18 protein-coding genes are annotated in these 23,717 nt (G+C 61.2%); 10 read left to right on the top strand and 8 right to left on the bottom strand.

Translation table 11 applies throughout. The annotated features are described in order from the left end of the window. Positions 1-79: 79 nt before the first annotated feature. From ACJ8HN_RS20740 to ACJ8HN_RS20730, 3 genes are all read right to left on the bottom strand, one after another. Positions 80-742, bottom strand: a complete 663-nt coding sequence (locus ACJ8HN_RS20740; protein ID WP_033631402.1) for an OmpA family lipoprotein — start codon at positions 740-742, stop codon at positions 80-82. A gap of 248 nt (positions 743-990) precedes the next feature. Next, on the bottom strand, positions 991-1,443 hold the full coding sequence (locus ACJ8HN_RS20735) for an N-acetyltransferase (protein WP_442523904.1): 453 nt from the start codon (positions 1,441-1,443) through the stop codon (positions 991-993). Beyond that, positions 1,440-2,006: a DNA-3-methyladenine glycosylase I gene (locus tag ACJ8HN_RS20730; RefSeq protein ID WP_442523890.1), complete on the bottom strand. Its 567-nt coding sequence runs from the start codon at positions 2,004-2,006 to the stop codon at positions 1,440-1,442. The genes ACJ8HN_RS20735 and ACJ8HN_RS20730 overlap by 4 nt, the downstream gene beginning before the upstream one ends. 196 nt (positions 2,007-2,202) lie before the next feature. Here ACJ8HN_RS20730 and ACJ8HN_RS20725 point away from each other — a divergent pair, with 196 nt between their 5' ends. The 7 genes from ACJ8HN_RS20725 (at position 2,203) to ACJ8HN_RS20695 (ending at position 13,266) form a co-directional block, all read left to right on the top strand. Further along, on the top strand, positions 2,203-4,191 hold the full coding sequence (locus ACJ8HN_RS20725) for an autotransporter outer membrane beta-barrel domain-containing protein (RefSeq protein ID WP_442523889.1): 1,989 nt from the start codon (positions 2,203-2,205) through the stop codon (positions 4,189-4,191). Between the two features lie 737 nt (positions 4,192-4,928). After that, positions 4,929-5,846 carry a glycine--tRNA ligase subunit alpha gene (gene glyQ, locus ACJ8HN_RS20720; RefSeq protein ID WP_004933966.1) on the top strand — a complete coding sequence of 306 codons (918 nt, stop codon included), beginning with the start codon at positions 4,929-4,931 and terminating at the stop codon, positions 5,844-5,846. Positions 5,847-5,855: 9 nt separating this feature from the next. Next, positions 5,856-7,925, top strand: coding sequence for a glycine--tRNA ligase subunit beta (glyS, locus tag ACJ8HN_RS20715; protein WP_342136038.1), 2,070 nt, complete (start codon positions 5,856-5,858; stop codon positions 7,923-7,925). 309 nt (positions 7,926-8,234) lie between these two features. Continuing rightward, positions 8,235-8,954 carry a DUF3053 domain-containing protein gene (locus tag ACJ8HN_RS20710; protein ID WP_033636551.1) on the top strand — a complete coding sequence of 240 codons (720 nt, stop codon included), beginning with the start codon at positions 8,235-8,237 and terminating at the stop codon, positions 8,952-8,954. Positions 8,955-9,496: 542 nt separating this feature from the next. Next, complete coding sequence (locus tag ACJ8HN_RS20705; protein WP_041037303.1) at positions 9,497-11,416, top strand: PTS mannitol transporter subunit IICBA; 1,920 nt, start codon at positions 9,497-9,499, stop codon at positions 11,414-11,416. Between the two features lie 58 nt (positions 11,417-11,474). After that, the gene (locus tag ACJ8HN_RS20700; protein ID WP_033649538.1) at positions 11,475-12,620 is read left to right on the top strand and encodes a mannitol-1-phosphate 5-dehydrogenase; all 1,146 of its coding nucleotides are present in this window, start codon (positions 11,475-11,477) and stop codon (positions 12,618-12,620) included. Positions 12,621-12,711: 91 nt separating this feature from the next. Then, positions 12,712-13,266, top strand: coding sequence for an MltR family transcriptional regulator (locus tag ACJ8HN_RS20695; RefSeq protein ID WP_033638634.1), 555 nt, complete (start codon positions 12,712-12,714; stop codon positions 13,264-13,266). On the opposite strand, the gene ACJ8HN_RS20690 is transcribed toward ACJ8HN_RS20695, so the two are convergent. After that, the gene (locus tag ACJ8HN_RS20690) at positions 13,263-13,871 is read right to left on the bottom strand and encodes a LysE family translocator (protein WP_033649537.1); all 609 of its coding nucleotides are present in this window, start codon (positions 13,869-13,871) and stop codon (positions 13,263-13,265) included. The two genes, ACJ8HN_RS20695 and ACJ8HN_RS20690, sit on opposite strands and share 4 nt — an antisense overlap. Before the next feature lie 142 nt (positions 13,872-14,013). On the opposite strand from ACJ8HN_RS20690, the gene ACJ8HN_RS20685 reads away from it, so the two are divergent. Together ACJ8HN_RS20685 and ACJ8HN_RS20680 are read left to right on the top strand one after the other, a co-directional pair. Continuing rightward, complete coding sequence (locus ACJ8HN_RS20685; protein WP_442523887.1) at positions 14,014-15,480, top strand: aminotransferase-like domain-containing protein; 1,467 nt, start codon at positions 14,014-14,016, stop codon at positions 15,478-15,480. Between the two features lie 73 nt (positions 15,481-15,553). Then, positions 15,554-15,916, top strand: coding sequence for a YibL family ribosome-associated protein (locus tag ACJ8HN_RS20680; RefSeq protein ID WP_004933989.1), 363 nt, complete (start codon positions 15,554-15,556; stop codon positions 15,914-15,916). A gap of 10 nt (positions 15,917-15,926) precedes the next feature. Here ACJ8HN_RS20680 and ACJ8HN_RS20675 read toward each other — a convergent pair whose 3' ends face one another. The 4 genes from ACJ8HN_RS20675 to sodA all read right to left on the bottom strand — a co-directional run bounded on the left by ACJ8HN_RS20675 (position 15,927) and on the right by sodA (position 20,253). After that, positions 15,927-16,706 (bottom strand): class I SAM-dependent methyltransferase, encoded by a 780-nt coding sequence (locus ACJ8HN_RS20675; protein ID WP_033631408.1) that lies wholly within the window; start codon positions 16,704-16,706, stop codon positions 15,927-15,929. 101 nt (positions 16,707-16,807) lie between these two features. Next, on the bottom strand, positions 16,808-17,479 hold the full coding sequence (yiiM, locus tag ACJ8HN_RS20670) for a 6-hydroxyaminopurine reductase (protein ID WP_033631409.1): 672 nt from the start codon (positions 17,477-17,479) through the stop codon (positions 16,808-16,810). 98 nt (positions 17,480-17,577) lie between these two features. Then, complete coding sequence (locus ACJ8HN_RS20665) at positions 17,578-19,506, bottom strand: methyl-accepting chemotaxis protein (protein ID WP_442523886.1); 1,929 nt, start codon at positions 19,504-19,506, stop codon at positions 17,578-17,580. 126 nt (positions 19,507-19,632) lie between these two features. Further along, entirely contained in the window at positions 19,633-20,253 is a 621-nt protein-coding gene (gene sodA, locus ACJ8HN_RS20660; RefSeq protein ID WP_004934003.1) for a superoxide dismutase [Mn], read from the bottom strand. Positions 20,254-20,668: 415 nt separating this feature from the next. Here sodA and fdnG point away from each other — a divergent pair, with 415 nt between their 5' ends. Then, on the top strand, positions 20,669-23,716 hold the full coding sequence (gene fdnG / locus ACJ8HN_RS20655) for a formate dehydrogenase-N subunit alpha (protein ID WP_094887892.1): 3,048 nt from the start codon (positions 20,669-20,671) through the stop codon (positions 23,714-23,716). Position 23,717 lies beyond the last annotated feature (1 nt).

Below are 23,717 nucleotides of genomic sequence, written 5' to 3'. Positions count from 1 at the left end.
GATGTGCGGGCGGGAATGTTGAAGGGTAAGGAGAAAGTCGCAGGGAGGCGGCGGGGCGCCGGTGGCGCCCCGCACGGGATTACTGCAGCGGGCTGAGGGTGATCTCGACGCGGCGGTTTTGCGCCTTGCCTTCCGCGGTGCTGTTGGAGGCGATCGGGTTGTCCGGACCGGCACCGGTGGTGCGGATACGGTTCGCCGCCACGCCCTGGGTGATCAGCGCGCTGGCTACGCCGTCGGCGCGCTGCTGCGACAGGTTCATGTTGAGCGAGCGGGAGCCGGTGCTGTCGGTGTAGCCGACAACGTTGACCGCGGTTTTCGGATACTCTTTCAGCACCATGGCGACGCCGGTCAGGGTGTTGGCGCCCGCCGGTTTCAGCGTGGCGCTGCTGCTGTCGAAGGTCACGTTGTTCGGCATGTTCAGCACGATGTTGTCGCCCTGGCGGGTGACGCTGACGCCGGTGCCTTTCATCTTGTCGCGCAGTTTGGCTTCCTGCACGTCCATGTAATAGCCTGCGCCGCCGCCGAGGGCTGCACCGGCCGCTGCGCCGATCAGCGCGCCCTTGCCGCGATCTTTCTTGGAAGAGGACAGCACGCCGACACCGGCGCCCAGTGCGGCCCCGAGGCCCGCGCCGATGCCGGATTTACCGGCTTCGGATTCACCGGTGTAAGGGTTGGTGGTACAGGCCGACAGCGCGAGCGTGAGGCTCACGGCGCCGGCAATAATTGCAATGCGTTTTTTCATGTTCTTGTCCTTAATGGCATCAGAATCTGTACGCGCCGGCCCAAAGCGGGGACGCAAAAAAAGTGGGTGACGCAGGGAGCCCGCGTCGCCGCGCTACCTATGACGCGCGGTTTCGCCGGCAGTTCCGGAGAAAAACGTGACAAATGATGAGCGCGGGTAAGTGCTGGGGGAGTTATGCGGTAAAACGCCGGGCGGCGCTATGCAGCGGATTCTTAATTGTGCGCATCCGGAGTGCGGATGCGCCTTTTTTAAGCATAACAGGTTGAATTTTCGACTGCCGGCCAGTTCATGATCAGCGTATAGGCCTGGGTTTCTTCATTGAACAGGCGCTGCGTCACCTGAAAACCGTGCCTGTGGTAGAACGCGCAGGCGCGCAGGTTCTGCTGGTAAACCTCCAGGCTAAGCCGGCGGTAGCGCTGCTGCACGTGCGTCATCAGCGCCTGGGCGACGCCGCGGCCGTGAAACACCCGATCGACAAACAGCGCGCCGATGAACTGCTCGTCCAGCACGCTGATAAAGCCGACGATCTCGTCGTGATGCCAGCAGGCCCAGCTTTGCGCGCGCGGTAGGTAGTTTTCCCGCACCAGCGCGGCGCTCTCATGCCAGTACTTTTCCGCCACGAACGGATGGGCGGCGATGGTGCTGGGCAGCCACAGCGCCATCAGCCGTTCGATATCCTCCGGGCCACAGGGGCGGATCACCGTGGCTTTGGGTAGCAGATGCACCCCGTCAGATGATCGTTCACCAGCCCGCTGGCCTGCATGAAGGCGTAACAAATGGTGGAGCCGATAAACTTGAAGCCGCGCTTTTTCAGCGCCTTGGACATGGCGTCGGACTGCTCGGTTTTGGCCGGCACCTGGTTCAGCGCCTGCCAGCGGTTGAGCTGCGGCCGGCCGCCGACGAAGTCCCAAATGAAGGTAACGAAATTCTCGCCGGCCGCCTCCATCGCCAGATAGGCTTTGGCGTTGGTGATGATGGCTTCTATCTTGCCGCGGTGGCGGATGATGCCGCTGTCCTGCAGCAGGTTTTCCACGTCTTGTTCGGTCATGGCGGCGACCCGCTGCGGATCGAAACCGTGGAAAGCGCGGCGGTAGTTCTCGCGCTTTTTCAGCACGGTGATCCAGGAAAGGCCGGCCTGCTGCCCCTCGAGGCACAGCATTTCAAACAGCTCGCGCGCGTCGGTGGTGGGCGCGCCCCATTCCTTGTCGTGATACTCGAGATACAACGGATCGGCCGTCACCCAACCGCAACGTTCGTCTGCCATCCTGACTGTCCTTATGCTGTATTTATGAACAGTAATCATCGCTCGAAGCGCCGAACTTGGCAAGCCTCTGATTGTTTTGTCATCGGCCCGCTTGACGTGACGAAAAAGCCGACAATAGTTACTACATGGCCGGTGGAAAACCGACCAACGATAAAAATGACATTGCCTTCATTTGCAGGCTCTCAGGAGTCGATTCATGCCTCTAAAAATAACGTGCATGCCCCGCCCGGCGGCGCTTGCAGTGGCGTTGCTTTGCAGTGTGACCCTTCCGGCTCAGGCGTACGATCAACTCTACGTCTTTGGCGATAGCCTGAGCGATACCGGCAACAACGGCCGGTTCACCTATGACGGCAGCCAGCACCTGCTGTACGACGAAGCGTTGGCGCAACGCATCGGGGCGGCGCTGGTGGCTTCGGACAACGGCGGTGAGAACTACGCCGCCGGCGGCGCCGTGGCGGTGCCGGGCCTGAACCCGGCCGATAACACCCAGGATCAGGTGCAGCGCTATCTGAACCGGGTCAACGGCCAGGCCGACGGCGACGGTTTGTACGTTCATTGGATCGGCGGCAACGATCTGGCGGCGGCGGCATTAAATGCCGCTACCGCGCCCGGCGTGGCCTACAACAGCGCCGCCGCGGCAGCCGCGCAGGTGCATTCGCTGCTGAACGCCGGTGCCGGCACGGTGATCGTGCCGACGGTGCCGAACATCGGCTCCACGCCGCAGCTGATGGAATTGATCATTCAACAGGCGCTGTCGCCGGTGCAGGGGGCGGCGATCCAGGCGGCCTATGCCACGCTTAATTCGGTGGCGACGCCGGACAACACTTCACGCACGCAGGCGATCCACGCGGCGTTGGCCGCCGCGGCGAAGCAGGGCAGCGCCATTCCTCAGGTGCAGCAGGCGATCGCCACGCAGCTTATCGCGGCGTATGACAGCCTGAGCGCGCAGGCCGCCCAGCTGACCGATTTCTATAATCAAAGTGAAGACCGTTTGCTGGCGCAGGGCGGCGGCAATATCGTGCGGGTGGACGTCAACAAGCTGTTCGCCGAAGCGATCGCCAATCCGGCGCAGTTCGGCTTCGACAACACCGCCGGCATGGCTTGCCCGCCGGGCGTTTCCTCGGCGGTCTGCAGCTCCGATATGCCCGGCTTCGACGCCGGCCAGTCCTATCTGTTCTCCGACCATTTCCACCCGAGCCCGCAGGCGCACCTGCTGATTGCGGATTATATCCAGGCGGTGTTGGATGGCCCGGCGCAGGTGGTGGCGCTGAATCAGGCGACCGCGGCGATGGCGCGCGACAGCCGCGCCACGCTCGACAGCCGCTTCCAGCAGCTGCGCCACGGCGAAAACCCGCAGGGTTCGCTGGGCGTGTTCGGCGGTTACGCCGGCCAGCACTATGACTATGCCGATAACCGGGCTGCGGGGGACGGCAACTCCACCACCCACAACCTGACCGTCGGGGTGGACTATCAGCTGACCGACGGCTGGCTGATCGGCGCGTTGATCGCCGGTTCCAACGACGATCAACATCCTTCAAGCCGCTTTGATTACAAGGCGCGCGGGCTGCTGCTGTCGGCTTTCAGTTCACTGGCGATATTCGAGCAGGGCTGGGTCAACGCCGATTTGCACTATGCGACGATGGATTATGACGACATCCGCCGCAGCCTGCGGCTGGGGCCGCTGACGCGCACCGAAACCGGTTCGACCACCGGCAGGCAGTGGGGTGCGCGCGTGACCGCCGGCTATGACTTCCCGATCGCTTCTTACCTGACCACCGGGCCGGTGGCGCAGTTCGCCTGGGATTACAGCCGCGTTTCCGGCTACAGCGAAGATGGCGATGACAGCACCGCCATGCGCTTCAACGATCAAACCTACCACTCGCAGATCGGCGCGTTGGGCTGGCGGCTGGATACGCAATTCGGCGTGTTTAACCCTTATGCGGAAGTGAGTTATCAGCACCAGTTCGGCGACGACGTCTACCGCGCCGGCGGCGGCCTGAAATCGACGCAAACCTCGTTCACCCGCGACAGTGCGGGCCAGGACAAAAACTGGGTGGATGTCACGTTGGGGGCCAACATGCCGTTGACGGACAGGGTATCGGCCTTCGCCACCGTCTCGCAAACCGGCGGGCTGAGCAGCGGCGAGCAGTTTATGTATAACGTCGGCGTCAGCGCGCGTTTTTGAATTGGCCATCGGCGCGTTCAAGGGCGCAGGATCAGGATAAGCCATAAGGTCTGATAAGGGATTTATGCGAAAGGCGGCCTGGGGGGAATTATGCGAGCCGCAGTGACGTTGGCGGAAATACAAAAAAAAACTGATCCTATGAAAGGATCAGGTAGCCACTTGGCCAACACCAGGGAAAATTTTATTTATTATTGTATAACCAAAGATTAACTGTCAATTTGTTTCTGTGGCCCGTTAGCGCCGTATTTCATCCATGGCCATTCCTTCCATACCCAACGCGTCGGCACGCCGCGCGATATCGCCTTATTTTTCACGACATAAGAAATAATCTGGCACTTGATCACATTATCTCTCGATGAAGGGAGTTTTTTAGTTGATAAAATTAACAAAAATAACATTGGTGCAACTTTATCTCGTGGGAAATATAAGGATATACGCACGTAAATCAGCTTAAATTTGGTCGATGAAGAGGGAAATAGCGTTCAGCCAATTGACTATTTAAACGGCGGTGAGTGATGTTTTTGTTAAGGGGATCTAATGTGTTTGCCGGGTATGTCTTTCTGAACGGCAAGGTAACCGGCCAGCGTGTTGTCCTTCCCGCTGCGTCCGCCGCGGGAAAATCCAGCGCTTCTCGTCCCGATTCGCACTTGTTGCCGGATTCTGGCTGTATATCTTACGGTCAAAGGGTATACTGGCGCATTCCATCTAAATCCACTTGTATCGCGTGCGAATTCAACATGCAAAAGTTTGATACCAAGACCTTCCAGGGCCTGATCCTGACACTGCAGGATTATTGGGCGCGCCAGGGCTGCACCATCGTTCAACCATTGGACATGGAAGTCGGCGCGGGAACCTCACACCCGATGACGTGCCTGCGCGCACTGGGGCCGGAGCCGATGGCCGCCGCCTATGTGCAGCCATCCCGCCGCCCGACCGACGGCCGCTACGGTGAAAACCCGAACCGTCTGCAACACTACTACCAGTTCCAGGTGGTGATTAAGCCATCGCCGGACAACATTCAGGAACTCTACCTGGGCTCGCTGAAAGAGCTGGGTCTGGATCCGACCATCCACGACATTCGCTTCGTGGAAGACAACTGGGAAAACCCGACGCTCGGCGCCTGGGGCCTGGGTTGGGAAGTGTGGCTGAACGGCATGGAAGTGACGCAGTTCACCTACTTCCAGCAGGTCGGCGGCTTGGAGTGCAAGCCGGTGACCGGTGAGATCACTTACGGCCTGGAGCGCCTGGCGATGTACATCCAGGGCGTGGACAGCGTATATGATCTGGTGTGGAGTAACGGCCCGCTGGGCGTCACCACCTACGGCGACGTGTTCCACCAGAACGAAGTGGAGCAGTCCACCTACAACTTCGAATACGCCGATGTCGACTTCCTGTTCTCCTGCTTCGAGCAGTACGAGAAAGAAGCCCAATCGCTGCTGGCGCTGGAAAAACCGCTGCCGCTGCCGGCCTACGAACGCATCCTGAAGGCGGGCCATACCTTCAACCTGCTGGACGCGCGCAAGGCGATTTCGGTGACCGAGCGTCAACGCTACATTCTGCGCATCCGCACGCTGACCAAAGCCGTTGCCGAAGCCTACTACGCTTCCCGCGAAGCGCTGGGCTTCCCGATGTGCAACAAGAAGAACGAGAACTAAGAGGCAGCCATGACTCAACAGACTTTCCTGGTGGAAATCGGCACGGAAGAGCTGCCGCCGAAGGCTCTTCGTTCCCTGGCGGAATCTTTCGCCGCCAACTTCACCGCCGAGCTGGACAACGCCGGCCTGGAACACGGTGACGTGAGCTGGTTCGCCGCACCGCGCCGTCTGGCGCTGAAAGTGGCCAACCTGAGCGCGGCGCAGGCCGATCGCGAAATTGAAAAACGCGGCCCGGCGATCGCCCAGGCGTTCGACGCCGAAGGCAAACCGAGCAAAGCGGCCGAAGGCTGGGCGCGCGGCTGCGGCATCACAGTCGATCAGGCTGAACGCCTGGTGACCGACAAGGGCGAGTGGTTGATGTACCGCGCCCACGTCAAAGGCCAGTCGGCGCAGGCGCTGCTGGCCGGCATGGTCAGCACCGCGCTGGCTAAACTGCCGATTCCGAAACTGATGCGTTGGGGCGACTCCGACGTGCAGTTCGTGCGTCCGGTGCACACCGTCACGATGCTGCTGGGCCCCGATCTGATCCCGGGCACCGTGCTGGGCATCGACTCTGCGCGCACCGTGCGCGGCCACCGCTTCATGGGCGAAGCCGAGTTCACCCTCGACAACGCCGACCAATACCCGCAGATCCTGCTGGAGCGCGGCAAAGTGGTCGCCGATTATGAAGCGCGTAAAGCCCTCATCAAGCGCGACGCCGAGCTGGCGGCGCAGAAGATTGGCGGCAAGGCCGATCTGAGCGACAGCCTGCTGGAAGAAGTGGCCTCGCTGGTGGAATGGCCGGTGGTGCTGACCGCCAAATTCGAAGAGAAATTCCTGGCGGTGCCGGCGGAAGCGCTGGTGTACACCATGAAGGGCGACCAGAAGTATTTCCCGGTGTACGACGCCGCGGGCAAACTGCTGCCGAACTTTATCTTCGTGGCCAACATCGAGTCGAAAGACCCGCAGCAGATCATCTCAGGTAACGAAAAGGTGGTGCGTCCGCGCCTGGCCGACGCCGAGTTCTTCTTCAACACCGACCGCAAGAAACGCCTGGAAGACAACCTGCCGCGCCTGGAAACCGTGCTGTTCCAACAGCAGCTGGGCACCCTGCGCGACAAGACCGACCGCATTCAGGCGCTGGCGGGCTGGGTTGCCGGCCAGATCGGCGCCGACGTCAACCACGCCACCCGCGCGGGCCTGCTGTCGAAGTGCGACCTGATGACCAACATGGTGTTCGAATTCACCGACACCCAGGGCGTGATGGGCATGCACTACGCGCGCCACGACGGTGAGGCGGAAGACGTCGCCGTTGCGCTGAACGAGCAGTATCAGCCGCGCTACGCCGGCGATGCGCTGCCGCAGTCGCTGGTGGCCTGTTCCCTGGCGATCGCCGACAAGATGGACACCCTGGCCGGCATCTTCGGCATCGGGCAGCATCCGAAAGGCGATAAAGACCCGTTCGCGCTGCGCCGCGCCGCGCTGGGCGTATTGCGCATCATCGTCGAGAAAAACCTGCCGCTGGATCTGCAGACCCTGACCGAAGAGGCCGTGCGCCTGTACGGCAGCAAGCTGACCAACGCCAAGGTGGTCGACGAGGTGGTGGAATTCATGCTGGGCCGCTTCCGCGCCTGGTATCAGGAAGAAGGCCACGCTGTCGATACCATTCAGGCGGTGCTGGCGCGCCGTCCGACCAAGCCGGCCGACTTCGACGCGCGCGTCAAGGCGGTCTCCCACTTCCGTACGCTGGAAGCGGCGGCGGCGCTGGCTGCGGCCAACAAACGCGTCTCCAATATTCTGGCCAAGTCTACCGAAACGCTGAACGACAGCGTGCGCGCCTCGGTGCTGAAGGATGCAGCGGAAATTCAGTTGGCGACTCACCTGGTGGTGCTGCGCGACAAGCTGCAGCCGTACTTCGCGGCGGGCAACTACCAGGAAGCGCTGGTGGAGCTGGCTGCGCTGCGCGAGCCGGTGGATGCGTTCTTCGACAACGTGATGGTCATGGCGGACGATGCGGAAGTGCGCGTGAACCGTCTGACGCTGTTGAGCAAGCTGCGCGAACTGTTCCTGCAGGTGGCGGATATCTCCGTGCTGCAGTAAGCGGCCTCTCTGCTGTGACAAGGCGCCTGCGGGCGCCTTTTTTTATTTCCGTTTCCTGGGTGCGAAGGCAAGGTCGCCTGGCGACTTGAGGGGCGACTTGGGGAAATTGAAGCGTCCGGTCGCCGACGGCAATGAACCTCAGTGCGTTTTGCGCACGATTTTCAACCGCATCCGGCCGGGGCAATGCTCATCGCAAGTGGAATCGCGTATCGGAATGCCGCCAGTTGATCTATTCTTATAGGCGCACGGAGTGCGGAAAAAGGGGCGGAGTCCAATGAAAAAGCAGGTTTATAACAGGAGTTATGTCACATGGCGGTAGGGATCCAGAGCAGAGGTTTCGCGCGTTGGTTGGCACCGGTATTGGCATTGTTGGTGGTCATGCAATTGACCGCCTGCGGCGATAAAGAGCCGGAACAGCGCAAAGCATTCATCGATTACTTACAGAATACCGTGATGCGCAGCGGGGCGAACATCCCCACGCTGAGCGAAGACCAGAAGCAGAAGTTCGGCAACTATGCCGGCGATTACGCGATTTTGGTCGGCTTTTCGCAGCAGCTGTCCAAGTCGGTCGGCGCCAGCCTGACGCCGGCGCTGGATCAGATTAACCAGATCCGCACCGCGCAGGACTACCTGAACAAACGCGACGCGCTGCAGCAATCGGTCGGCGCGTTGAACCTGCTGGGCCAGCAGATCCAGTCCGCTAAATCGCAGGCGGATACCGCCCGCGCGGCGCTGAAGCAGCCCGACGATCTGAAGGCGGTGTACAACCAGGCCTATGACAAGATCGTTACCGCACCGGCCAACGCCTTGATGCCGGCGATCCCGACCACCGCCGGCTTCGTGCAGGATCTGGTGCAGGTTGGCGATTTCCTGCAGAGCCAGGGCAATCAGGTCAGTTTCAACAACAACGGCGTGCAGTTCCGCACCGCGCAGCAGGTGGCGCAGTACAACACCATGATGTCGAATCTGGTGGCCAAGCAGCAGAACCTGCTGAATGCGCAGAAAGCCGTTCAAAGCGTGACGCAATAACGCACCGCATGCACGACATACGGGCCGGCATTGCCGGCCCGTTTTATTTCCCCTCAGCGTTTCCAATAGCTTGCTGGTTTATTGCGCAGGCTTCTGTACTACACTTCAATTAATCCATTCATTCGGCAATGTAGTTTTCTTTCATTCATCACTTCGCTAGTTCCCGGCGGGATGAATGCTCACAGGGATGATCAAACAGAGCGTCGCGATCGGCGCCGCAGTTGAAAATAAATTGTGATGTTTATCACAATTTAAAAACAAACCATCAGTTTAAAAATGTGATCAACATCACTTTATTGTGGGTTTTCAGGCGATTTTTTTCTCACTGTGCTTTTTTTACACGCCATAAGTGTGATCTTTATCACTATAAAGGGTGGTTTGTTGGGGTGTTGTATGTGATTTGTGTCACAAAAAATCCGTGAAGTTCGCGTGACAAAAACAGCGTGATAGAGTCCGTTTCGCATACGGCGGCAACACGGCTGGATCGTCACAACAATAATCACGCGCTCTATTGTCAGCGCGTAACAATAGGGGTGTGTTTTATGTTTTCACCAGACATCAAGGTTAAAGTACAAAACTTTGGCCGCTTCCTGAGCAACATGGTGATGCCCAACATCGGCGCCTTTATCGCCTGGGGGATTATCACCGCGCTATTCATTCCAACCGGCTGGCTGCCGAATGAAACCTTAGCCAAGCTGGTCGGCCCGATGATCACCTACCTGCTGCCATTGCTGATCGGTTATACCGGCGGGCGGCTGGTGGGCGGCGAGCGCGGCGGTGTGGTCGGCGCTATCACCACCATGGGCGTCATCGTCGGCGCCGACATGCCGATGTTCCTCGGCTCGATGATCGCCGGTCCGCTGGGCGGCTGGGCTATCAAGCACTTTGACCGCTGGGTGGACGGCAAGATCAAAAGCGGTTTTGAAATGCTGGTGAACAACTTCTCCGCCGGCATCATCGGCATGCTGCTGGCGATCCTGGCTTTCCTGGGCATCGGGCCGCTGGTGGAGGTGCTCTCCAAGCTGCTGGCGGCGGGCGTGCACGTGATGGTGAAGAACAACCTGCTGCCACTGGCGTCCATCTTCGTTGAACCGGCGAAAATCCTGTTCCTGAACAACGCCATCAACCACGGCATCTTCTCGCCGCTGGGTATCCAGCAGGCCACGGAAGTCGGCAAGTCGGTATTCTTCCTGATCGAAGCCAACCCAGGCCCGGGCATGGGCGTACTGATGGCCTACATGTTCTTCGGTCGCGGCAGCGCCAAGCAATCCGCCGGCGGTGCGGCAATCATTCACTTCCTGGGTGGCATCCACGAAATCTACTTCCCTTACGTGCTGATGAACCCACGCCTGCTGCTGGCGGTGATCCTGGGGGGCATGACCGGCGTCTTCACCCTGACGATGCTGAACGGCGGCCTGGTTTCTCCGGCTTCTCCGGGTTCGATCCTGGCAGTGCTGGCGATGACCCCGAAAGGCGCCTACTTCGCCAACATTGCGGCGGTGTGCGCAGCCTTTGCCGTCTCCTTCGTGGTGTCCGCTTTCCTGCTGAAAACCTCCAAGGTGAAAGAGGATGACGATCTGGAAGCCGCGACCCGTCGCATGCAAGAGATGAAATCGCAGTCCAAAGGCGGCGCGGCGACGCCGGCATCGGTCGACGGCGATCTGAGCACCGTGCGCAAAATCATCGTCGCCTGCGATGCGGGCATGGGTTCCAGCGCCATGGGTGCCGGGGTGCTGCGCAAGAAAGTGGCCGACGCCGGGCTGAAGAACATCTCGGTGACCAACAGCGCCATCAACAGCCTGCCGGACGATGTGGATCTGGTGATTACCCACCGCGATCTGACCGAGCGTGCGATGCGCCACGCGCCGCAGGCACAGCACATCTCGCTGACCAACTTCCTCGACAGCAAGCTGTACAGCGATTTGGTCGACCGTTTGCTGGCGGCCAACAAAACCAGCGACAACCAACAAAAGGTACTGGGCGCGCTGGACGACAGCTTCGAAGCCGGTGAATCGAACCTGTTCAAGCTGAGCGAGAGCAACGTGTTCCTCAACCTGCAGGCCAGCGACAAAGAGCAGGCGATCCGCTTCGCCGGCGAGCAGCTGGTGAAAGGCGGCTACGTCGAGGCGGAGTACGTGCCGGCGATGCTGGAGCGCGAGAAACTCACCTCCACCTACCTGGGCGAGTCGATCGCCGTGCCGCACGGCACCATCGAGGCCAAAGACCGGGTGCTGCGCACCGGCGTGGTGTTCTGCCAGTACCCGCAGGGCGTGCGCTTCGGCGAGGAAGAGGATGAAGTGGCCCGTCTGGTGATCGGCATCGCCGCGCGCAACAACGAGCATATCCAGGTGATCACCAGCCTGACCAACGCGCTGGATGACGAGAGCGTGATCGAGCGGCTGGCGAATACCACCAGCGTGCAGGAAGTGCTGGACCTGCTCGGCGGCAAAAAAGCCGGATAACGGAATCATTTTAAAGGGTGCAGCTTGCTGCACCCTTCGACATTAAGAAGGTAGAGTTATGAAAGCATTACATTTTGGCGCAGGGAACATCGGCCGCGGTTTTATCGGCAAGCTGCTGGCGGACGCCGGGGTTGAGCTGACCTTCGCCGACGTCAATCAAACGGTGCTGGATCTGTTGAACAGCCGTAAAAGTTATCAGGTGCACGTGGTGGGCGAGCAAGAACGCGTGGAGAGCGTCAACAACGTCAGCGCCGTCAACAGCGGCAGCGAGGCGGCGGTGGCGCTGATCGCCGAGGCGGATCTGGTGACCACTGCCGTTGGCCCGCAAATTCTCGGCAAAATCGCCGGCACGATCGCCAAAGGGCTGGTGCTGCGTCATCAGCAGGGCAATGCGCAGCCGCTGAATATCATCGCCTGCGAGAACATGGTGCGCGGCACCAGCCAGCTGAAGCAGCATGTGTTCGCTGCGCTGCCGCAGGACGAGCAGGCATGGGTTGAGCAGCACGTCGGCTTCGTCGATTCGGCCGTCGACCGCATCGTGCCGCCGGCGGACAGCAGCGATCCGCTGGAAGTGACGGTGGAAACCTTCAGCGAATGGATCGTCGATCAGACCCAGTTCAAGGGCCAGCCTCCGGCGATCGCCGGCATGGAGCTGACCGATAACCTGATGGCGTTCGTCGAGCGCAAGCTGTTCACCCTCAATACCGGCCACGCCATCACCGCCTACCTTGGCCAACGGGCCGGGCTGCAAACCATTCGCGACGCCATTCTCGACCCGGCGATCCGTCGCGTGGTGAAAGGAGCGATGGAAGAGAGCGGTGCGGTGCTGATCAAGCGCTACGGCTTCGACGCCGACAAGCACGCCGCCTACATCAACAAAATCCTCGGCCGCTTCGAAAACCCGTATCTGCACGACGACGTCGAGCGCGTGGGGCGCCAGCCGCTGCGCAAACTGAGCGCCGGCGATCGCCTGATCAAACCGCTGCTGGGCACGCTGGAATACGGCCTGCCGCACGCCAACCTGATCCAGGGCATCGCCGCCGCCATGAGCTACCGCAGCGAACAGGATCCGCAGGCGCAGGAGTTGGCGGAATTGCTGAACACGCTCGGGCCGAAAGCCGCGCTGGCGCAAATTTCCGGCCTGCCGGCGGAAAGCGAGGTTGTAGAAGAGGCCGTTGCTGTGTATAACGCCATGCACAAGTAGAATCGTGATGATGAACACCCGAGCGCAGCTTGCTGCGCTCCTGCAATCCGAGTTCGACATCGACGGCCCTCCCCACGCCTTTCGAAAAGCGATGATGGAAGAAGCACAGGCATTTGAAAATCAGGTTCTGGAAAAGCTGAACGCGGGCAAAACGGTGCGCAGTTTCCTGATCGCGGCGGTAGAGCTGCTGGCGGAAGCGCTCAACGTGCTGGTGGTGCAGGTATTCCGCAAGGACGACTATGCGGTGAAATATGCCGTCGAACCGCTATTGTCCGGCAGCGGCCCGCTGGGGGAGCTGTCGGTGCGCCTGAAGCTGATGTATGGGTTGGGGGTGATCTCCCGCCACGAATATGAAGACGCCGAGCTGCTGATGGCGATGCGCGAAGAGCTGAATCACGACGGTGCGGAATACCGCTTCGTCGACGACGAAATCCTCGGGCCGTTTGGCGAGCTGCACTGCGTGGCCGCGCTGCCGCCGGCGCCGACCTTCCTGCAGCCGGGCGAAGCGGATGAAGCGCTGATCGCCATGCAGCGTCAGCGCTATCAGCAGATGGTGCGCTCCACCATGGTGCTGTCCATTACCGATCTGATCGCCGGCATCGGCGCCAAACAACCTTCCCGACTCTCTCCTCTCGGCCGCGGCTAAGCAAAGGCCGCGCGCCACTCGTCGAACAGCAACCACAGCGCGGTGGCGGCCATCAGGCCGGACATGACGCCGTTAAACGCGCGCAGCTTCCAGGCGACCTGGAGCGCGTTGCGCAACCGGTCGCCCAGCACCGCCCACAGCAGCACACAGGGTAAATTCAGCACGACGAAACCTGCGATGACGCTCAGCGTATGGAAGAAGGTGGCGCCTTCGCGCGGGGTGAACAGGATCGCCACGTTGATCACCATCAGCCAGGCCTTGGGGTTGACCGCCTGAAACAGCGCGCCGTTGAGGAAACTCATTGGCCTCACCTGCTCTTTGGCGTCCGGCGAGGCCGCCTTGAACAGTTTCCATGACAGCCACAGCAGGTAGGCGCAGCCGATCACCGCCAGCGGGAAGCGGATGACGCCGGCCCAGCTCAGCGCCAGCGCCAGCAGCGGGATAATGATAGCCAACTGCACCGCGCAGCCGGCGCCGATGCCGAACAGCATCGGCAGGGTGCGGCGCAGGCCGAAGTTGACGCCCGACGAGGCCAGCAGCAGGTTGTTGGGGCCGGGGGTAATCGACATGACGGTGACGTAGCTGACAAAGGCGGAGTCCAGCATGGCAGGTTCCTTGAAAATGACGGTAATAACGAGAGGATCAGCATAATCGCTGCGATGGGGTGGTGACAGAACCACAAATTGGATATTGTTATGGTTACAGTTGTGCAAAATGTAAACTGTACCCATTGCCTGGAGAGAAACTGTGACCCTGCTCGATGAAACCCCGGATACCCGTTACCTGCAGCTGGCGGATACGCTGGCCGAGGCCATTCGCCGCGGCACGCTGCTGCCCGGCGACCGCTTGCCTTCGGTGCGGCGCTGTGCGCAAACCCATCGCGTCAGCATTAATACCGTGGTGTCGGCTTACCGCACGCTGGAGGATCGTGGGCTGATCGAAGCACGGCCGCAATCGGGGTTTTATGTCCGCAGCACGCTGCCGGCGCTGAAGATGGCCTCGGCGCCCAGCGGCCGCATCGAGCCGCCGGCGGACGACGTGCTGGCGCTGATCGATACCGTGTTCGCCGCCCAGCAGAATCCGGCCTTCACCAACATTGCGCTGGCCTGCCCGCAGACCAGCGATTTTTATCCCGGCGGCAAGCTGGGGCGCATGCTGTCCTCTCAGCTGCGCCGTCAACCGGATCTGATCGGACAGTATTCGTTGCCGCCCGGCAGCCTGCGGCTGCGTCAGCAGATCGCCCGCCGTTCGATGACGCTGGGCATGCTGCTGGAGCCGGGCGACGTGGTGCTGACCCACGGCTGCATGGAGGCGTTGCAGCTGGCGCTGCGCGTCACCACCAAACCGGGCGACTGCGTCGGGCTGGAGTCACCGACCTACTTCTACCTGCTGCCGCTGCTGGCCAGCCTGGGGCTGAAAGCGCTGGAAATCCCCACCGATCCGCAGCTGGGGCTGTCGCTGGACGCGCTGGAGCTGCTATTGAACGAGAAACGGCTGAACGCGGTGATTGCCATGCCGACGGTGCAAAACCCGCTGGGCTGCACCATGCCGCTGGCGGCGAAAAAGCGGCTGGCGCGGCTGATGAACGATCATCAGGTGCCGTTGATTGAAGACGGGCTGTATGCCGAGATCCAGTTCGGCGGCGCGCTGTCGCCGGCGGTGAAGGCGTTCGATCGCGACGGCTGGGTGCTGTTTTGCTCCAGCTTCACCAAAACGCTGGCGCCGGATTTTCGCGTCGGCTGGATCTGCGGCGGCCGCTTTCACGAGGCGTTGCGCAAGCTGAAGGCGGTGTCGTCGATGTCCGAGTCGCAGCTGCTGTCGGAAACGCTGGCGACCTTCCTGGAGAGCGGCGGCTACGATCACCATTTGCGCAACCTGCGCAAGCGCTATGCGGCGCAGGTCGACGAGGCGCGGGCGCTGATCGCCCGGCATTTCCCGCGCGGCACGCTGGCCACGCAGCCGGCGGGCGGCTTCGTATTTTGGGTCGAGTTCCCCCCTGGCGTGGACAGCGTGGCGCTGTTCCATCAGCTGCTGGAGGAGCAGATCTGTTTGACGCCGGGCACCCTGTATTCGCCCAGCGGGCGTTACCGCAACGCGCTGCGTCTCTCCTGCTGCTACCCGTTCAACGCGCGCTACACCCAGGCGCTGGCCCGGCTGGGCGCCAAAGCCTGCGAGATGAGCGGCTTGCCGCCCGGCATTGCGCAGGACGGGTAACGGCGCGCGCCTTTTGCTACAATGCCGGTATCATTGATTAGCGTGCCATTTTGGGCACAACGGGCCAGAGACCATGAAAGAGAAAGAAAAGGCAGAGATCAAGCGCCTGAGCGACCTGCTGGACGCCTTGAACCACAAAGACGCCACCGTGATCCAACAGGGCAACCCTGAGTTGATCGCGCAGCACACCAAAGAGAAAGAGAAACTGGCGACGGAGATCGAGCGCCTGAAAAACGTGCGCGGCGAGAAGCTGAGCGCCGAAGCGCAGAAGCTGAGCAAGCTGCCGTTCAGCCGCGAAATCACCAAGAAAGAACAGGCCGATATGGGCGCGCTGAAGAAAAGCGCGCGCGGGCTGATCGTGGTGCACCCGATGACCGCGCTGGGCCGCGAGATGGGCCTGAAAGCGGTCACCGGCTACGCCAAGAAAGCGTTCTGAACCCCGGGCGTCAGACCTTGGTGGTGAAATACGCCTTGGTCTGATAGGGCACGGTGACCGTGTCCTGACCCCGCAACTCCTCTTCTTCCGCCACCAGCTGGCGCAACCGATCGATAACCTGCTCCTGTTGCTGCGGCGGCAGCGCGGCGATAAAGCTGGTTGAGCGCACCCGGTTGTAGATCACGTCCTCCACCGCGCCCCGGTGGCCGAGCATAAAGACCTGCTCCTGCAGCGGTTCAAAGCCTTTGAACGGGAAGAACTTGCGCCATTCGCCGGTATAGAAACGCGGCGCATCGCCTTCGTGGCTATCGACGATCTGATTCAGTTTACGCACCCAACCGACGCGCGCATCGCGCATGTTCCACACCAGGCCGAGTTTGCCGCCGGGCTTGAGAATGCGCTGGATTTCCGCCAGCGCCTGCGGCGTGGCGAACCAATGGAAGGACTGGGCGCACACCACGGCATCCACCGACTCGTCCGGCAGCGGGATCGCCTCGGCGGTGCCCGCCAGCGTTTTCACCTGCGGCAGCGCCGCCGACAGTTTTTCCAGCATTTGCGGCACCGGTTCGACGGCGATCACTTGCGCGCCGGTTTCCAGCAGGCGCGGGGTGAATTTGCCGGTGCCGGCGCCGAGATCGATGACCGTCATGCCGGCGTGCAGGCCGATGACGTCACGCAGCCAGTCGGCGATTTCCGGCGGGTAATCCGGCCGGCCTTTCACATAGCGATCGGCATTGGCCTGATAGCCCTCGGCGGCGGCGTGATGAATCGAATGGGTCGGGGTGGTCATAACCTGGCTCCTGGCTGAAAAAACGTGCGGCTACAGTATAGGCGGAAGAAAAGGGTTAACGCGGCATCCGGCGCACGTTTTTCATTTTTCCGCCCACGCGTTCAACGGCCGAGCAGGCGGCGATTGAAGTCCTCGAGGCGCCCTTCGGCGAGCCGCGTGAGCATGGTCTTGCTCCAGCTGGCGGAGAGGCCGGCCACCGCCAGCAGGCGGCGGTACTGTTCCGCGTCGAACGGCATATGCCAGGCGATGGCGATAGCTTCGGCGACCGTCACGTCGCTGCTGCGCGCCGCCAGCTCCAGCGGACGGTCGCCGCTGACCGCGCCCGGCGACACCACCCGATACAGCCAGCCGCAGCGGCCGCTTTGCTGCATCAGCACCGAAATGTCCTCGATCGCGAAGTGATAATTGAGCTTGAAGCACGGCGAGCGCGGCTGGGTGACCTGGATCAGCGCCTCGCCCCAGCGGAAGATGTCGCCCATAAACACATTGTGTTCGGTCAGCCCTTCGGTGGAGAGATTCTCGCCGAAGGCCGGGGCGCAAAATTGCTCGGCCTGCGCCGGAAACTGCTCGCGCCAGTGGAGGTAATGCTCGCGCGGGTAGTGGCACAGCGCGCGGTCTGGCCCGCCGTGATAGCTTTTTTCGGCCTGTTCGTCGCCTTCCAGGCCGAGCGGCGTGAGCCGGATGGCGCCATCCACCTGGCGTTTGGCGATGGCGCTGGGGCGCCCGCCCTCATAGGGTTGGATGCTGCCGATGTAAACGTCTGGGTGATGCATGTGCGCCTCCGTGTCTCGCGTCGAGGGCTCAGCATAGCCTGAGTTGTGCCGGGGGGACATAACAACCCGCCCGAAATAATCAGGCGGGCGGCGGGGCGTCAGAAGGTGGTCCAGTTCTCTTCCGCTGCGGCGTTGGCGGCCGCGGGTTTGACGGCCGGCGTTTTCGGCGCGGCGGCTTTCACGGCGGCGGGTTCGGTCTGCTCCGCCAAACGGAACACCGAAACGCTCTGCAACAGCATGTCGGCCTGCTCTTCCAGCGAATCGGCGGCGGCGGCGGACTCTTCCACCAGCGCGGCGTTCTGCTGGGTGGTGTGGTCCATCTCGACGATCGCCTGGCCAATCTGGGCGATGCCGCGTGTCTGCTCATCGGAAGCGGCGGCGATTTCAGCCATGATGTCGCGCACGTGGGTGACCGAGCGGACGATCTGTTCCATGGTGTTGCCGGTGCTTTCCACCAGCTCGGTGCCGGTTTTCACCCGGCTGACCGATTCGGCGATCAGCCCTTCGATCTCCTTGGCCGCCTGGGCGCTGCGGCTCGCCAGGCTGCGCACTTCGCTGGCGACCACCGAGAAGCCGCGGCCCTGTTCGCCGGCGCGCGCCGCTTCCACCGCGGCGTTGAGCGCCAGGATATTGGTTTGGAAGGCAATACCGTTGATCAGGGTGGTAATTTCGGCGATGCGCTGCGAACTGCTGGAAATATCGCGCATGGTGCTGACTACGTTTTCCACCAGCTTGCCGCCCTGCTGCGCGGTCTGCGAGGCGTCGGTGGCCAGCTGATTGGCGTGATGGGCGTTGTCGGCGTTCTGTTTCACCGTGGCGGTCAGCTGTTCCATGCTGGCGGCGGTTTCCTCGACCGCCGCCGCCTGCTGTTCGGTGCGTGAGGAGAGGTCGGTGTTGCCGGCGGCGATTTCCGCCGAGGCGGTGGAGACCTGGCTGACCCCCATCTGGATCTTCTCAATCATGGTGCGCAGGTTTTGGCTCATCGCCGCCACCGCGTTCAGCAGTTGCCCCAGCTCGTCGCGGCGGGTGCTGGTCTGCGCCTGGCGCAGGTCGCCGCCGGCGATGCGTTCCGCCATGGCCAGCGTGCTGTGCAGCGGACGGGTGATCTGCAGGGTGATGCGCCAGGCGATAAGCACCCCGGCGATGATGGCGATCAGCGTGGTGATGCCCATCTGCAGCTGCGCGAGATTGATATCATTGTGGGTCTGCGCCAGCTCGTCCTGCATAAAGGCGTTCACCAGCATGCCGATCGCCTGCGCGCGTTCGCCGAGCCGCCGGCTGATTTGCTGTTCGTGCTCATAGGCCGGCAGGTAGGCCGCGATGCGGTTTTTGTAATCGTCCAGCGCGGCCAGCAGCGGTTGCAGCTGCGGGCGCTGCGCGTCGCTGACCCGGCGGCTCAAGGCATTGGCCGCGTCGCGCGCATCGTCGATGGCCGCCATCAGCGGGGCTTCGGTTTCCTTGTTCAGGCTCAGCAGCAGGCCGCGCGCGCCGTAGCGCACCTGGGTCAGCTTCTGGTTCAGCTGGATGAAGGCCAACTGCAGATCGCCGTTGGTCAGCTGGCGCTCCACCTGGCTCAGGCTGGCCTGCACTTCCGACATGTTCCAGCTCTGGCGCACCGCGTCTTTCGCCGTGACCGCCTGTTCAAACTCTTTTTGCTGCTGCTGATATTCCCCGATCAGCGTCACCAGACGCTGCAGATCCTTGCGGCTTTGGGCGTCCCAGTCCAGCGCCTGCCCGTGGTCTATCAGTTTGACGGCGTTTTCAATATTGGCGCGGTTGTTCTGAATATACTCCGGCCGGTAGGTCTGGCCGTACATGGCGCGGTTGTATTTGGCCTGGTTGATCTCTTCGTTCAGCCGGTTGCTGAAGTCGATGCGATCGGCGCGTGATTCGATGATATGCAGATATTGCGCCCCGGTGCCGGCGATGATGACCGCCAACAGCAGCAACAGTGCGAAGCCGAGACCGAGCTTTTTACCTACGGTGAGATGAGTGAACTTTCCTGCCAATGCTTGCAATGCCGCCATAGCGTTTTTTCCTTCTCCGGGCGAACGTCAATTGAACAAACCATCGGCAAGACGTGGTCAAACTTTAGCGGATTTCAGGCAAAAAAATACCCGCCGGTGGCGGGCATCTTCATCAACGGGGGCGAATTACTTCTTCGCGGCGAAGCGTGCGGCGGCTTCATCCCAGTTGACCACGTTCCAGAACGCCTTGATGTAGTCAGGACGTTTGTTCTGATATTTCAGGTAGTAAGCGTGTTCCCACACGTCCAGGCCGATGATTGGGAAACCGGAAGCGCCGGCGACCGCTTCGCCCATCAGCGGGCTGTCCTGGTTAGCGGTAGACACCACGGCCAGTTTGCCGTCTTTCAGCACCAGCCAGGCCCAACCGGAACCGAAGCGGGTGGCAGCGGCTTTCTCGAACTCTTCCTGGAATTTCTCAACGCTGCCGAAATCGCGCTCGATGGCTGCTTTCAGATCGCCGCCCAGCGTGGTGCCGGTTTTCAGGTTTTTCCAGAAGAAGCTGTGGTTGGCGTGGCCGCCGGCGTTGTTGCGCATGAAGGTGCGTTTGTCGGCAGGCACTTTATCCAGATCCTGGATCAGCTCTTCAACGCTGTATTTGGCCAGCTCAGGGTAGGCTTCCAGCACGGTGTTTGCGTTGTTGACGTAGGTCTGATGGTGTTTGGTGTGATGGATTTCCATCGTCTGCTTGTCGAAATGCGGTTCCAGTGCGTCGTAAGCGTACGGCAGGGATGGCAGTGAATAACTCATAATCATCATCTCCAGTGGTGTATGGGCGGCGCAAAGCGTGAGCACCGCGTAAGCAGTCGGATCATTATAGTTAATTAAATGATATTGAAAATGATTATCAATGCCCTGTGAACTGTGTGGTTAACGATCAAATCGCTGCGCTAACCTACTGATAGAAGAAGGGGCGGATGGCTGCGTGAAGCCGTCGCCCCGGCGCGCGGGTTACTCTCTATACTGTAGGGAGCGCCAACGCCGAAATGTATCGAAATGTGCCAAAGCGTTCACTGAATGAGCACGAGTGTGTAACAACCACAAGCACGCTGTGGTAATATGGCCGGCGTTCGTAGCAAGCATAACAACAGTGACATTCGCGTTTGCCGCGCTAGCGGGCAGGCGCCTTTGAACAATGTGACAATCGAGAGTAAAGGAGACCCCCATGCAGGTCAGCAGAAGGCAGTTCTTTAAGATCTGCGCTGGCGGTATGGCAGGAACGACGGTGGCCGCGCTGGGCTTTGCCCCCGAAGTGGCGTTGGCGGAAACCCGGCAGTACAAACTGCTGCGCGCCCGCGAGACCCGTAATACCTGTACGTATTGTTCCGTCGGCTGTGGGCTGTTGATGTACAGCCTTGGTGATGGCGCCAAAAACGCCAAAGAAAGCATTTTCCATATCGAAGGGGATCCGGATCATCCGGTAAACCGCGGCGCGCTTTGCCCGAAAGGCGCCGGCCTGGTTGACTTCATCCACAGCGAAAGCCGCCTCAAGTACCCGGAATACCGGGCGCCAGGATCGGACAAATGGCAACGCATCAGCTGGGACGACGCCTTTACCCGCATCGCCAAGCTGGTGAAAGAAGACCGCGACGCCAACTTCATCAAAACCAACGATCAGGGCGTTACCGTCAACCGTTGGCTGACCACCGGCATGCTGTGCGCCTCGGCCGCCAGCAACGAAACCGGTTTTCTGTCGCAAAAATTTAGTCGCGCTCTCGGCATGCTTGCCGTAGACAACCAGGCGCGTGTCTGACACGGACCAACGGTAGCAAGTCTTGCTCCAACATTTGGTCGCGGTGCGATGACCAACCACTGGGTTGATATCAAGAACGCGAATTTGATTATCGTCATGGGCGGTAATGCGGCGGAAGCGCATCCGGTGGGGTTCCGCTGGGCGATGGAAGCCAAAATACACAACAATGCCAAGCTGATCGTGATCGATCCGCGCTTTACCCGAACCGCATCGGTGGCGGACTTCTACACGCCGATCCGCTCAGGGACCGACATCGCTTTCCTGTCGGGCGTGTTGCTGTATCTGATGACCAACAACAAGTTCAACCGCGAGTACGTCGAGGCCTACACCAACGCCAGCCTGCTGGTGCGGGAAGATTTTGCCTTCGAAGACGGCTTGTTCAGCGGCTACGACGCGGAAAACCGCAAGTACGACAAAACCACCTGGAACTACCAGTTCGACGAGAACGGCTTCGCCAAGCGCGACGTCACGCTGCAGGATCCGCGCTGCGTGTGGAACATGCTGAAACAGCACGTGAGCCGCTACACGCCTGACGTGGTGACCAACATCTGCGGCACGCCGAAGGACGATTTCCTCAAGGTGTGCGAATACATCGCCGAAACCTGCGTCGCGGATAAAACCGCTTCGTTCCTGTACGCCCTGGGCTGGACTCAGCACTCGGTCGGCGCGCAGAACATCCGCACCATGGCGATGATCCAGCTGCTGCTCGGCAACATGGGCATGGCGGGCGGCGGCGTCAACGCGCTGCGCGGCCACTCCAACATTCAGGGTCTGACCGATCTCGGCCTGCTGTCGCAGAGCCTGCCGGGCTACCTGACGCTGCCGTCGGAGAAACAGACCGATCTCGACACCTACCTGAAGGCCAACACGCCGAAGGCGCTGCTGCCGGGCCAGGTTAACTACTGGGGTAACTACCCGAAATTCTTCGTCAGCATGATGAAGACCTTCTACGGCGACAAGGCGCAGAAGGACAACAGCTGGGGCTTTGACTGGTTGCCGAAGTGGGACAAAGGCTACGACGTGCTGCAGTACTTCGAGATGATGGCGCAGGGCAAGGTCAACGGCTACTTCTGCCAGGGCTTTAACCCGGTGGCGTCGTTCCCGAACAAAAACAAGGTGGTGGCTTCGCTGTCCAAGCTGAAGTTCCTGGTGACCATCGATCCGTTGAACACCGAGACCTCCAACTTCTGGCAGAACCACGGCGAGTTCAACGAGGTGGATCCTGCGCAGATCCAGACCGAAGTGTTCCGCCTGCCGTCCACCTGCTTCGCCGAAGAGAACGGCTCGATCGTCAACTCCGGCCGCTGGCTGCAGTGGCACTGGAAAGGCGCGGACGCCCCGGGCGAAGCGCTGAACGACGGCGAGATCCTGGCGGGCATTTTCAGCCGCCTGCGCGAGATGTATGCGCGCGACGGCGGTGCGGTGCCGGAACAGGTGCTGAACATGACCTGGGACTACCTGACGCCGGACAACCCGGCGCCGGAAGAGGTGGCGCAGGAAAACAACGGCAAGGCGCTGGCGGATCTGCTGGATGCCGATGGCAAGGTGCTGGTGAAAAAAGGCGAGCTGCTCAGCTCGTTCGCGCAGCTGCGCGACGACGGCACCACCGCCAGCGGCTGCTGGATCTTCGCCGGCAGCTGGACGCCGGCCGGCAACCAGATGGCGCGGCGCGACAACGCCGATCCGTCCGGCCTCGGCAATACGCTGGGCTGGGCCTGGGCATGGCCGCTCAACCGCCGCATCCTGTATAACCGCGCCTCGGCGGATCCGCAGGGTAAACCGTGGGATCCGAAACGCCAGCTGCTGGAGTGGGACGGCGCCAAGTGGGTCGGGGCCGATATCCCGGACTACAGCACCGCCGCGCCGGGCAGCGACGTCGGGCCGTTCATCATGCAGCCGGAAGGCATGGGCCGCCTGTTCGCTACCGACAAGATGGCGGAAGGGCCGTTCCCTGAACACTACGAGCCGTTCGAAACGCCGCTCGGCACCAACCCGCTGCACCCGAACGTGGTGTCCAACCCGGCGGCGCGCGTGTTCAAGGACGATCTGGCGGCGATGGGCAAATCCGACAAGTTCCCGTACGTCGGTACCACCTATCGTCTGACCGAGCACTTCCACTACTGGACCAAGCACGCGTTGCTGAACGCCATCGCGCAGCCTGAGCAGTTTGTGGAGATCGGCGAGAAGCTGGCGGAGAAAAAAGGCATCAAGCACGGCGATACCGTGAAGGTCAGCTCCAACCGCGGCTACATCAAGGCCAAGGCGGTGGTGACCAAGCGTATTCGCACGCTGCAGGTGCACGGCCAGGAAGTCGACACCATCGGCATCCCGATCCACTGGGGTTACGAAGGGGTGGCGAAGAAAGGCTTTATCGCCAACACGCTGACGCCGTTCGTCGGCGACGCCAATACGCAAACGCCAGAGTTCAAGGCGTTCCTGGTCAACGTGGAAAAGGTGTAAC

Source organism: Serratia sp. CY29653, from assembly GCF_052169255.1.
GTDB lineage: Bacteria > Pseudomonadota > Gammaproteobacteria > Enterobacterales > Enterobacteriaceae > Serratia > Serratia sarumanii.
This window is presented reverse-complemented; position numbering and strand designations above follow the sequence as displayed.

Coding starts and splice junctions, on each gene's coding strand:
- ACJ8HN_RS20705 (WP_041037303.1), top strand. CDS start 9,497: ATGTTTTCACCAGACATCAAGGTTAAAGTACAAAACTTTGGCCGCTTC.
- ACJ8HN_RS20680 (WP_004933989.1), top strand. CDS start 15,554: ATGAAAGAGAAAGAAAAGGCAGAGATCAAGCGCCTGAGCGACCTGCTG.
- yiiM (WP_033631409.1), bottom strand. CDS start 17,479: ATGCATCACCCAGACGTTTACATCGGCAGCATCCAACCCTATGAGGGC.
- ACJ8HN_RS20710 (WP_033636551.1), top strand. CDS start 8,235: ATGGCGGTAGGGATCCAGAGCAGAGGTTTCGCGCGTTGGTTGGCACCG.
- glyS (WP_342136038.1), top strand. CDS start 5,856: ATGACTCAACAGACTTTCCTGGTGGAAATCGGCACGGAAGAGCTGCCG.
- ACJ8HN_RS20695 (WP_033638634.1), top strand. CDS start 12,712: ATGATGGAAGAAGCACAGGCATTTGAAAATCAGGTTCTGGAAAAGCTG.
- ACJ8HN_RS20665 (WP_442523886.1), bottom strand. CDS start 19,506: ATGGCGGCATTGCAAGCATTGGCAGGAAAGTTCACTCATCTCACCGTA.
- sodA (WP_004934003.1), bottom strand. CDS start 20,253: ATGAGTTATTCACTGCCATCCCTGCCGTACGCTTACGACGCACTGGAA.
- ACJ8HN_RS20725 (WP_442523889.1), top strand. CDS start 2,203: ATGCCTCTAAAAATAACGTGCATGCCCCGCCCGGCGGCGCTTGCAGTG.
- ACJ8HN_RS20730 (WP_442523890.1), bottom strand. CDS start 2,006: ATGGCAGACGAACGTTGCGGTTGGGTGACGGCCGATCCGTTGTATCTC.
- ACJ8HN_RS20690 (WP_033649537.1), bottom strand. CDS start 13,871: ATGCTGGACTCCGCCTTTGTCAGCTACGTCACCGTCATGTCGATTACC.
- glyQ (WP_004933966.1), top strand. CDS start 4,929: ATGCAAAAGTTTGATACCAAGACCTTCCAGGGCCTGATCCTGACACTG.
- ACJ8HN_RS20675 (WP_033631408.1), bottom strand. CDS start 16,706: ATGACCACCCCGACCCATTCGATTCATCACGCCGCCGCCGAGGGCTAT.
- ACJ8HN_RS20740 (WP_033631402.1), bottom strand. CDS start 742: ATGAAAAAACGCATTGCAATTATTGCCGGCGCCGTGAGCCTCACGCTC.
- ACJ8HN_RS20700 (WP_033649538.1), top strand. CDS start 11,475: ATGAAAGCATTACATTTTGGCGCAGGGAACATCGGCCGCGGTTTTATC.